The sequence below is a fragment of the uncultured Streptococcus sp. genome (assembly GCF_963521255.1).
Classification (GTDB): Bacteria; Bacillota; Bacilli; order Lactobacillales; family Streptococcaceae; genus Streptococcus.
The window spans coordinates 1-12,329 of the sequence record NZ_CAUQTU010000004.1; the positions used below are offsets into that span (position 1 = coordinate 1).

The window sequence follows — 12,329 nt, forward strand, 5'->3', positions numbered from 1 at the left end:
GTGCATCAGAATCAGCAAGCACAAGCGCATCTGAATCAGCGTCAACAAGTGCCTCTGAATCAGCATCAACAAGTGCGTCAGAATCAGCAAGCACAATCGGTTCTGAGTCAGGATTAACAAGTTCATCAGAATCAGCAAGCACGTCTGAGTCAGCGTCAACAAGTGCGTCAGAGTCAGGTTCAACAAGCACATCAGAATCAGGCAGCACAAGCACGTCAGCTTCAGCAAGCACATCATCTTCTGAAACACCATCAGAATCAGCAGGTAAGTCAAGACAGCAATTGCCAAATACAGGTACAGAAGCTTCTAAGTCATCTGTACTCCTTGGAGCTTTGGCAGCTGTGACTGGCCTAGGTCTGATTGCGAAACGTCGTAAACGTGATGATGAAGAGTAATTGGATTAAAAATACATAGAAAGTATTATTATTTCGATTTATGAAGAATCCCTTGGATGAAAAATCATCCAGGGGATTTTTTGATATTAAAAGTGAATAGAAGCTGAAAAATAGGGTGAAAAATGTTATAATATTAGAAAAGGAGAGAGGCTTCATGACCGAAAAAATTACGGTAATTGTACCCGTTTATAATGTTGAACATTACCTGAATAAATGTTTGGATAGTCTGATTAACCAAACTTATAAAAATCTTGAAATTATCGTTATCAATGATGGCTCTACAGATAATTCAGGAATAATTTGTCAAGAATATGCACAAAAAGATAGTAGAATTATTTATATCGAAAAAGAAAACGGTGGACTGTCTGATGCACGAAATGCAGGATTAGATCGAATGACTAGCTCCTACGTCACATTTGTTGATTCGGATGATTGGATTGAGCAAGATTATGTAGAAGTTTTATACAATAAATTAACTGAGTATCAAGCAGATGTTTCAGTCGGGAATTACTATTCATACAATGAAGATGAGGGAATGTATTATTTTCATATAAATGGTGGCTCCTATTGTGAGAAAGTATTTGATAATGTGTCCATCTTTGAAAACTTGTATGAGTCTCAAGAAATGAAGAGTTTTGCTTTAATATCTGCCTGGGGTAAACTCTATAAAGCGAGTTTGTTCGATTATATTCGATTTGATAAAGGTAAACTTGGTGAAGATGGGTATATGAATCAAAAACTATATTTATTGGTTCAAAAAGTAATCTATATAAATCAAGGTCTGTACGCATATCGCCAGAGAAGTGGGAGTATTACAAAAACTTGGACAGAGAAGTGGATGCACGCCTTAGTTGATGCTATGTCTGAGCGTATTACTCTGCTGGCTAATATGGGGTACCCTCTAGAGAAACACTTGACAGTTTATCGTCAGATGTTGGAAGTCAGTCTCGCCAACGCTCAAGCTAGTGGTTTATCTAACACAGCAACATATAAAGAATTTGAAATAAAAAAAAGACTTTTAAATCAGTTAATGGTACAAGAGACAATTGAAAAGAAAGCCATTGTCCTAGCGGCGAATTACGCCTATGTAGATCAAGTTTTGACTACTATCAAATCTATTTGTTACCACAATCGCTCCATGCGTTTTTATCTCATTAATAGCGATTTTCCTAATGAATGGATCAAACAATTAAATAAGCGTTTAGAAAAGTTTGATTCAGAAATTATCAATTGTCGGGTAACGTCTGAGCAGATTTCAAGGTATAAGACAGATATCAGTTATACAGTATTTTTACGCTATTTCGTAGCTGATTTTGTAAAAGAAGATAAGGCCCTCTACTTAGACTGTGATTTAGTCGTAACGAAAAATCTGGACGACTTGTTTGCTACTGATTTACAAGATTATCCTTTGGCTGCTGTTAGAGATTTCGGGGGAAGAGCCTATTTCGGTCAGGAAATTTTTAATGCTGGGGTTCTCTTGATCAATAATATTTTGTGGAAACAAGAACAGATGACACAAAAGTTGATTGATTTAACCAATGAATGGCATGATAAGGTGGATCAGGCAGATCAGAGCATCTTGAATATGCTTTTTGAACATAAATGGCTGGAATTGGATTTTGATTATAATCATATTGTCATTCATAAACAGTTCACTGATTATCAGTTGCCTGCAGGTCAGGATTATCCCGCCATTATTCATTATCTTTCTCATAGGAAACCGTGGAAAGATTTGGCGTCACAAACCTATCGTGATGTCTGGTGGTATTATCATGGACTTGAATGGACAGAATTGGGACAAAATCATCATTTACATCCATTACAAAAATCTCACCTTTATCCGATAAAGGAACCGTTCACTTGTCTCATCTATACAGCCTCAGACCATATTGAACAAATTGAAACATTGGTTCAATCCTTACCAGATATTCAATTTAAAATCGCAGCTAGAGTCATGGTCAGTGATCGATTGGCTCAAATGACAGTTTACCCAAATGTCACTGTCTTTAATGGGATTCACTATTTGGTAGATGTCGATAATGAATTGGTAGAGACGAGCCAAGTACTTTTAGATATTAATCATGGCGAAAAGACAGAAGAGATTTTAAATCAATTTGCTAAACTTGGGAAGCCTATTTTATCCTTTGAAAACACCAAATCCTACGAAGTAGGTCAGGAGGTATATGCTGTTGACCAAGTTCAAGCAATGATTGAAAAATTAAGAGAAATAAGTAAATGAAGAATAATCATCTTTTAGGAGATGCTCTGATTTTGACGGTTAGTGATCAGATTGAAGAGTTGGATTATCTCCTTGAAAACTTGCCAAACATCTGTTTTCATATTGCAGCACCCGTCCAATTTTCTGAGAAAATTCGTAGCTTAGAAACGAACTATAATGTCCGTCTCCTAACGACTACAAATGAAGAACAGCTAAATTTCCTACTAGATACGTGTGACTTTCTACTAGATATCAATCACTTTCAAGAAGTAGATGCTATTGTATCAAGGTTTGTTCAGATTGGGAAACCTATCTTTGCTTTTGACAATACAGTCCATGGAAATCAAGGACAAGAAGTTTTTCTGTCAAGTACACCAGATAAATTGGTTTCTAGAGTGAGAGACTATCTGAATGAAGTCAGATTCGGCACCAATCATCAAGAAAAAATCATCCAAGATGGGACTTGGAATGTATTTCAAATCAATGATAAGGCAAACTTGGTTGTAGGAGCCAATGTCATCTGCAGAAATTTTGAAAATTTTCATGTCTCTTCTGGTAAGTTAATACTGCATGATGGTGTTTTTATCAATAACTCTTGTAGTTTTAACTGTATGGAAAGAATTGAAATCGGAGTAGGTACCATGATGGGGGAGGGCGTTCGTTTTTATGATCATGACCATGTCTATACTGCTGAAAAAATTGAAAAGTGGCAGTGGACTACGGCTCCGATTGGGGTTGGTAGAGATTGCTGGATAGGAAGTAATGTCACGATTTTAAAAGGAGTGACAATTGGCGATAATACCATTATCGGAGCAGGTTGTCTTATTCGAAATGATATTCCATCAAACAGTGTGGTTTATAATGATGGGAATCTTTGTGTAAAAAGAAGAGATTAAACGTGAAATATAATAAATTAGGTAACTTAGTATATGGGAAATGAACTAATTAGTATTGTAGTCCCAATCTACAATGTTGAGAATTATTTGCGACAATGTTTGGATAGTATTCAGAATCAAACTTATAAGAAGTTTGAATGTATTATGGTTAATGATGGTTCCATGGATAGCTCACAACAAATAGCGGAAGAGTATCTAACAGATAGTCGTTTCAAACTAATCAATCAATCTAATAAAGGTTTAAGCGAGGCTAGAAATACAGGGATTAGTCATATTAGAGAAGAGTCTACTTTTGTAGCTTTTGTAGATAGTGATGATTATATTTATCCTGATTTCTTAGAAACTTTAATAGAAAACATCGAAGATGATGTTGATATTATAGAAGGAATGCTTGAAAATTTCCATGATGAAATAAAAGTGGATAGAGTCTGTCATAATTTTGATAAAAAAATATTAATAACTAAGGATGACAAATTGGGAGAATTGGCATTAAATGAGCTGAGAGTTAGCGTTTTTCCAAAATTGTTTCGAAAAAGTTTATTAACAGAAGATTTTTTTCCAGAGGGGTGGATATTTGAAGATTTAGCAGTTGTGCCGGAGTTGGTAAGTGGTTCAAAAAAGTGGATTAAATTACCAAAAGTTATCTATGGTTACAGGATTCGTCCAAATTCAATCACTACTAAAGAGTTTTCAGAAGAAAAATTAGATGTATTTAAGATATTTGGAAAGTATGACTTGTTTTTTAAATATGAAAGTGATAGAACGAAATTATTAGTTGAAAAAATAAAATATTTACATTTGAATTATCACGACATAGAATTTGTACCCGAGAATAATCAGTATAAACAGTTATACGAACAAGAAAAACAAAAACTATTATCTAAAATAGCAGATTATGAAAGTAAAACTTTGATTAGTATAATAGTACCCATATACAAGGTTGAGAAATACTTGAGACAATGTTTGGATAGTATTCAGAATCAGACCTATCAAAATTTCGAATGTTTGCTAATAAATGATGGTTCTCCAGATAATTCAGCAGATATCTGTAGAGAATATGTTTCTAAAGATGCTCGTTTCCGTTATTTTGAAAAAGAAAATGGTGGAGTATCATCGGCTAGAAATTTAGGTATTGAATGTTCGGGGGGGGGCGTACATTACTTTTATTGATGCAGATGATTGGGTGGATTCTGACTATTTAGAAGTCCTTTACAATGCACTTATAGATGAGAATGCAGATATATCAGTATCTACTTATAAAGGGTTTCATATGGGGGATAATTGTTGGTATCTTCATTCTTTTCAGAGGGGATATGAAAAAAGAGTATTTACAAATCAAGAATTAATTGATGAATTTATAGCTTTAGACACTTTTGACTACTCATATCGTTTTGTATGTGGCAAATTAGTTTGCAAATATCTGCTAGATAAGATTGCTTTTAATTGTATGACAACTCTTGGGGAAGATATGGAATTTTGGTTAAAATTATATCTTATTTCTAACAAAATTGTATACATTAATAGGGATAGCTATGTTTATCGTATAGATAATGGTGGTAGACATTTTGGATTAGAAAAAATTCGTAGTGATATTCAACAGCGATTGAATTTTATAGCATTTCTTGCGGTTAGAGGTATGGATATATCAAAATATGTAAATAGTTGTTTATCTATAATTCAATATCAAGTTGAGAGACTAAAGGAGTCACCTGAATATGATACAACTGAAACAATAAGGTGGCTTCAGGAGGTCAAGTTTTTGCTAGAGGGGAAAAGTGAATTATAAAATGTTGGAAAACGAATTAATCAGTATTGTAGTTCCAATTTATAACGTTGAGAATTATTTGCGAATGTGTTTGGATAGCATTCAGAATCAGACGTATCAAAATTTTGAGTGTTTATTAATCAACGATGGCTCTTCAGACAATTCAGCAGATATCTGTAGAGAATATGTTTCTAACGATGTTCGTTTCCGTTATTTTGAAAAAGAAAATGGTGGATTATCTTCAGCGAGAAATTTTGGAATTGAACGTTCGACAGGGGCATATCTTACTTTTGTAGACTCTGATGATTGGTTGGAACATGATGCTTTAGACCGATTATATGGTGCTTTAAAAAAGGGGAATGCAGATATTAGTATCGGGCGTTATAATTCTTATGATGAAACACGCTATGTATATATGACTTATGTTATGACTCCAGATGATTCTCTGGAAGTGATAGAAGGAAAAGCAATCATGGATAGGGAAGGTGTCGAAGAAGTCAGAAATGGGAATTGGACTGTAGCTGTCTTGAAGTTATTCAAGAGAGAGTTACTACAAAATCTACCATTTCCTATAGGTAAAATTGCAGAGGATACATACTGGACCTGGAAGGTACTTCTAAGAGCTTCGAAGGTGGTCTATTTGAATCGTTGTGTTTACTGGTATAGGGTTGGTTTGACTGGTACTTTATCGAATACATGGAGCGAAAAGCGTATATATGATGAAATAGAGGCTAGGGAAGAGAAAATCGCTATTTTAGCAAGTTTAGATTATGACTTGACCAATCATATTTTGGTTTATAAAAATAGATTACAAAGAGTGATAGCGAAGTTAGAAGAACAAAATATGCAGTTTACGGAGATTTATAGAAGGATGATGGAAAAATTGTCTTTACTTCCGTAAATATTAATAAAAAATGAGATAATACAATATGAAACTACATTTAACAAACTTATATGGCATGGCAGGTGATAGTACGGTTATCTTAGCTCAAAATGCTGTTCACAAGATAGCCAGTCAACTGGGATTTAGAGAGATTGGTATCTATTTTTACAACATTGCTTCAGATAGTCCTTCTGAGATGAACAAGCGTCTGGATGGGATTATGGCTAGTATCTCTATTGGAGATGTCCTAGTCTTTCAATCTCCTACTTGGAATGGCTTTGAGTTTGACCGCATCTTTTTTGATAAATTAAAGGACATGCAAGTAAAGATTGTTTGCTTTATTCATGATGTTGTTCCCCTCATGTTTGATAGTAACTATTATCTCATGAAAGAATACATGTATATGTATAATCTATCAGATGTTTTGATCGTTCCATCAGAGAGAATGAAAGAACGTCTGATTGAAGAAGGATTGACAACTAAGAAAATTCTCGTTCAAGGTATGTGGGATCATCCTCATGATTTATCCTTATACACCCCAGCTTTTAAAAAAGAACTCTTTTTTGCTGGAAGTTTAGAACGTTTTCCAGACTTACAAAATTGGTCTCAAGATACGCCTTTAAGAGTATTTTCAAATAAAGGAGAAGCGAGTTCCAATGCTAGAAATCTCAGTATTGAGGGGTGGAAAAAAGACGAGGAGCTATTGCTAGAATTATCAAAAGGTGGATTTGGTCTTGTCTGGGGAACCCATCAAAATGAGGGAGAAAGTAACCAATACTATACCTTAAATATATCTCATAAGGTTAGTACTTATCTAACAGCTGGTATCCCAGTGATTGTACCGAGCAACTTATCAACTGCTAAATTTATAGTAGATCAAGGCTTGGGCTTTGTGGCGGATAGTCTAGAAGAGGTTCATGAGATAGTTGATAAAATGAATGTAGAAGAATATCAAGAAATGACAAATCGGATAAAAACCTTTAGTTATTTGTTAAAAGAGGGTTATTTCACTAAAAAATTATTAGTAGATGCAATCTATCACTTAGGAATTGATTAAGAGAACAAGATGATTAAAACAATTGTATTAGCTGGTGATCGTAATTACACCACGCAGTTAGAAACAACCATAAAATCTATTCTATATCACAATCGAGATGTTAAGATTTATATTTTAAATCAAGATATTATGCCAGATTGGTTTCGCAAACCACGAAAAATAGCTCGAATGTTAGGTAGTGAGATTATTGATGTGAAGTTGCCAGAACAGGCTGTGTTTCAGAATTGGAAAAAACAAGCTCACATTAGTTCGATTGCCTATGCTAGATATTTTATCCCAGATTATATACAGGAAGATACTGTTTTGTATTTAGATTGTGATTTAATTATCAATGATAAATTAGACAATCTATTTGAGCAGAATATAGAAGAACGTTATATCGCAGCGATTAGAGATGCAAATGGCCAAGGTTTTAATACTGGTGTCCTACTAATCAACAATAATAAATGGCGTCAAGAAAAACTAAAAGAGCGATTAATTGAACAGTCTATCCTAACAACGAAAGAAGTTGAAGAAGGTCGTTTTGAACATTTTAATGGTGATCAAACGATTTTCAATCAGGTCTTGCAAGATGATTGGTTAGAGCTAGGTAGAGCTTATAATTTACAAGTAGGACATGATGGTGTTGCTTTGTATAATAATTGGCAGGAACATCTAGCTTTTAATGAAAAACCAGTGGTGATTCACTTTACGACCTACAGAAAACCATGGACTACCTTGATAGCCAATCGTTATCGTGATTTATGGTGGGAATTTCATGATTTGGAGTGGACTAAAATTTTACAACATCATATAGGGGAGTTTGAACTGGCATCGTCTTTAGATAAGGAATTTTCTTGTCTAACCTTAACTAACTCCCAAGATTTAGAAGGAATAGAAGAGTTAGTTACAGCTCTTCCAGAGGTGGTATTTCATATTGCTGCTTGGACGGATATGGGGGATAAGCTTACAAAATTAGCTGTGCATGATAATGTGAGATTGCATCCACAGATTGTTCCTCCTGTACTAGATAAGCTGAAACAGTCAACAAATCTATATTTGGATATCAATTATGGTAGTGCAGATGAGAACTTTTTAAAATCTTTGAAAGAACAAGAAAAAACACTATTAGCTTTTCAATCCACTCAGCATGGAGATTTAGGACAAATCGTTTTTGAAAATGGGAAAGTTTCCTTTATGATTGATGCAATCAAAGATATTAAGAAAAATGGACATCTTACCTGTTTTCGACAACTCCCAAGTCTAACTTGTTTAACGTTTACTGCTTCTCAGGATATTGAACAACTGGATTACTTGGCTGAACACTTACCTAATGTTGTTTTTCAAGTTGCTGCTTGGACAGATATGGGACCAAAATTATATGATTTATCTAATCGTTATCCTAATATTCAACTCTATCCAGCAATTTCTAGAGATAAGCTCGAAGAGTTGAAGGAAAGGATGGATGTTTACTTAGACATCAATTTACTGACTTCAACAGCTGATATCGTTGCAGAAATGACTCATCTATCTAAACCAATACTAGCCTTTTATAAATCTCAAAACGGAAATAATGGTCAAAGATTGTATTCTAGTGAACATCCTGACCGAATGTTGGTTGATTTACAAAAATTGATAAATAAGGACATGCTAGGGAAACAGCTGGATCCAATTCAAGTAAAAGGGATAGATGAAACCTTAGATTATATTATTGAGAACAAGTCTTCTTTGGTTCGTTTTGGGGATGGAGAAATCAATATGCTTGCAGGGCATTCGATTCCCTACCAGGATTATGATGAAGAGTTAGTCTCAACTATGAGAAATATTATCGGACAAGAAAGTCGAAAAGAATTAGTTGTGTGCCTTCCTGATGCCTTTACAGATCGTTTCAGGTTTACATATTGGGCGATTCCCTTTTGGAAAGATCATATGGATCATTATATGGACTTTTACAGAGAATTGTGTAGTGATTCATGGTATGGCTCAACCTTTGTATCTAGGCCTTATATCGATTTTGAAGATAAGAGTCAAGCTAAAGCTCAATTTGAAAAGTTGAAAAGTATCTGGAAAAACCGTGATTTACTGATAGTTGAAGGTGCAACTTCTCGGTCAGGTGTGGGAAATGATTTGTTCGATGAGGCAAATTCTATTAAACGAATTATTTGTCCTTCTCATAGTGCATTTTCTAGAGTTCATGAAATTGAACAAGAAATTGAAAAGTATGCAGCTGGTCGCTTGATTTTATGTATGCTTGGTCCTACAGCCAAAGTTTTAGCCTATCATTTAAATCAAAAAGGTTATCAAGTCTTAGATATTGGCCATATCGATTCAGAGTATGAGTGGATGAAGATGGGAGCCAAAACAAAGGTTAAGTTTTCACATAAACATACAGCAGAATACAATTTTGATCAAGATATTGAATTCATTGAGGATGAAGTATATAATGATCAAATTGTTGCAAGGATAGTCAAATAAAGCACTCAGATATTTATCTATTATCTCTAGATACAATGAGTTAGATTAAGGGGAACTTATATTTTCTATGAGGTAAGTAAACTATCACATATTCTTTTTTGCTACAGTATACCCTTGATAGGGGTGAATTTAGTGGTTCTCGTTTAAGTATTGGACTATACTAGATTATTTAAAATAAATGATAAGGATTTAAAATGGAAAATACCGAACGCGCAGTAGTATTTGCAGGTGATTATGCTTATATTCGACAAATCGAAACGGCAATGAAGTCACTTTGTAGGCATAATAGTCATGTTAAAATTTATGTACTAAATCAAGACATTCCTCAGGAATGGTTCAGTAGATTAAGGATGTATGTTCAAGAGATTGGGGGCCATTTGATTGATTGCAAGTTAATAGGGCAACAGTTTCAAATGAACTGGTCAAATAAACTACCGCATATCAATCACATGACCTTTGCACGCTATTTTATTCCAGATTTTGTAACAGAAGATAAAGTTCTTTATCTTGATAGTGATTTAGTGGTGACAGGTGATTTGACTCCTCTCTTTGAATTAGATTTAGGTGAAAATTATTTGGCTGCAACTCGTTCTTGTTTTGGCGCTGGAATTGGTTTTAATGCCGGAGTATTATTAATAAATAATAAAAAATGGAAAGCTGAAAATATTCGTCAAAAATTAATTGATTTGACAGAAAAAGAGCATGAAAATGTGGGAGAAGGAGATCAATCTATTTTAAATATGTTGTTCTTTAATTCCTATATTGAAATTAATGAAACTTTTAATTATCAAATAGGATTTGATCGAGGGGCGGCAGAACAAGGGCATGCTTGGATTTTGGGAAAATCCATCAATCCACTTCCTAAAATTTTACATTATATTTCTCAAGATAAGCCGTGGAAGCAGTTTTCTGTCGGACGTCTGAGAGAAGAGTGGTGGAAATATTCTTTTATGGAATGGAGCTATATAGTATCTATTTGGAAAGAAAAGGGTGTTTTTTATTCTGCAGATATTTATAAACCAAAATTAACTTGCATGAATTTAACTAATTCTTGGTGTGTAGAAAAAATTGATTATCTAGTTGAACAACTACCAGAAGTACATTTTTACATTACTGCCCATACTTTTATGGCAAATGAACTATTGAGATTATCAAAATTTAATAATGTCACTCTTTATCCTAATGATTTTCCTTTGTTAATAGAGAAACGTTTAAAAGAGGTGGATATTTATTTAGATTTGAATCATGATGAGAAATTAATGTATGTCTATGATTTAGTGAAAAATTTTGAAAAGCCGATGCTGACTTTCGATAATACACGTTGTTTGACTATACCTGAGGAATCTTATTTTGAAATTTGTCATCATGATAGGCCTGATGAAATGGTAGAAAAGATCAAGAATTTTATGAAAGGAAAGTCATGAGAAAATCAATTGTCTTAGCAGCAGATAATGCTTATTTAGTTCAATTAGAGACAACAATTAAATCGATTCTTTGTCATAATACAGAAGTTGATTTTTATATTTTAAATAGTGATATAGCACCAGAATGGTTTAAGTTATTAGTTCCTAAATTAAAACATTTTGGTTCCAGTATTAAAAATATTCATTTGGATTCGAATGACTTTAAAGACTTTAAAACGGCAAATCATATAAATTATGCAACATTTTATAGATTTTTAATTCCTAATATTGTTGGAGAAAGTAGGGCTTTATATCTTGACTGTGATTTGATTGTGAGCGGTGACTTAAGTCCTTTGTTTGAATTAGATTTTAATGGTTATCCTATAGCAGCAGTACAGGACAACTATGGATGGGAATTATCTATTAATGGTTTCAATGCTGGAGTATTATTAATCAATAATGATATGTGGAGAGAGCAAAATATTACTCACGATTTATTGGTATTGACAGAAGAAAAGCAAGATCAAGTTCAAATGGCAGACCAAAGTATCTTAAATATTTATTTTGAGAATAGATGGTTGCAATTGGATTACAAGTTCAATCAATTAACTGGTCTTGATTTTCTACATGTATCAGCGGACTTAGAAAATTTAGATAAGAAGTGGCCAGTAATTACGCATTTTGCAAGTCATGATAAACCTTGGAACACTTATAGTGTATCGCGTCTTCGAGAACTCTGGTGGGTGTATCGAGATTTAGATTGGTTTGAAATGATATCAGGAAAAGCAAATTTTAATTATACTGAGCGTAGCAACCAATCTAAAAAGAATGCTTTTATTGCAACATGGGTTTTAGAAGTAGAGCATTTAGAATATTTAATAAAGTCTTTACCAGAATGGCATTTTCATATTGGAGCGCCAGTATATTGTGCTCCTGCTCTAACTAATTTATCAGTTTATGAAAATGTAACTCTTTATCAGAGTATCATTCACAATAGGATTGAATGGCTTTTAGATGATACAACTGTCTATCTAGATATTAATCATGGAGCAGAGGTTTTGGATGTCTTGTCCAAGGCCAGAGATAGAGGGATAAAAATCTTTACGTTTGGTAATACTAGGAAATCCTCAGATGATAGTATTTACAATGGTATTTTTTCTGTAGATAGACCTGAAGAAATGGTTAAAGCCATAATAAGTTTGGAGAACTAGTCTTAAGCTAAGTGAAGATTTTGGCTATAGAGAGATTCAAAATAAGA

The 12,329-nt window shown here is 33.8% G+C and carries 10 protein-coding genes; all 10 read left to right on the plus strand.

Features of this window, described 5'->3' with window-relative positions; genetic code table 11:
- On the plus strand, positions 1-395 hold a 395-nt coding region (locus RWP09_RS04030; RefSeq protein ID WP_314434302.1), incomplete at its 5' end, for an LPXTG cell wall anchor domain-containing protein.
- Positions 396-549: 154 nt separating this feature from the next.
- Entirely contained in the window at positions 550-2,634 is a 2,085-nt protein-coding gene (locus tag RWP09_RS04035; protein WP_314434304.1) for a glycosyltransferase, read from the plus strand.
- Entirely contained in the window at positions 2,631-3,509 is an 879-nt protein-coding gene (locus tag RWP09_RS04040) for an acyltransferase (RefSeq protein WP_314434306.1), read from the plus strand. Before RWP09_RS04035 ends, RWP09_RS04040 begins: the two co-directional genes overlap by 4 nt.
- A 33-nt stretch (positions 3,510-3,542) precedes the next feature.
- Positions 3,543-4,679: a glycosyltransferase gene (locus RWP09_RS04045; RefSeq protein WP_314434308.1), complete on the plus strand. Its 1,137-nt coding sequence runs from the start codon at positions 3,543-3,545 to the stop codon at positions 4,677-4,679.
- 13 nt (positions 4,680-4,692) lie between these two features.
- On the plus strand, positions 4,693-5,295 hold the full coding sequence (locus tag RWP09_RS04050) for a hypothetical protein (RefSeq protein ID WP_314434310.1): 603 nt from the start codon (positions 4,693-4,695) through the stop codon (positions 5,293-5,295).
- Between the two features lie 4 nt (positions 5,296-5,299).
- Positions 5,300-6,175: a glycosyltransferase family 2 protein gene (locus RWP09_RS04055; RefSeq protein ID WP_314434540.1), complete on the plus strand. Its 876-nt coding sequence runs from the start codon at positions 5,300-5,302 to the stop codon at positions 6,173-6,175.
- A gap of 28 nt (positions 6,176-6,203) precedes the next feature.
- The gene (locus tag RWP09_RS04060) at positions 6,204-7,214 is read left to right on the plus strand and encodes a sugar transferase (protein ID WP_314434312.1); all 1,011 of its coding nucleotides are present in this window, start codon (positions 6,204-6,206) and stop codon (positions 7,212-7,214) included.
- Positions 7,215-7,223: 9 nt separating this feature from the next.
- Complete coding sequence (locus tag RWP09_RS04065) at positions 7,224-9,668, plus strand: SP_1767 family glycosyltransferase (protein ID WP_314434314.1); 2,445 nt, start codon at positions 7,224-7,226, stop codon at positions 9,666-9,668.
- 194 nt (positions 9,669-9,862) lie between these two features.
- Positions 9,863-11,092, plus strand: coding sequence for a glycosyltransferase (locus RWP09_RS04070; protein WP_314434316.1), 1,230 nt, complete (start codon positions 9,863-9,865; stop codon positions 11,090-11,092).
- A complete protein-coding gene (locus tag RWP09_RS04075) occupies positions 11,089-12,282 on the plus strand; it encodes a glycosyltransferase family 8 protein (RefSeq protein WP_314434318.1) in 1,194 nt (397 codons plus the stop codon). Before RWP09_RS04070 ends, RWP09_RS04075 begins: the two co-directional genes overlap by 4 nt.
- The last annotated feature ends 47 nt before the right edge of the window (positions 12,283-12,329 follow it).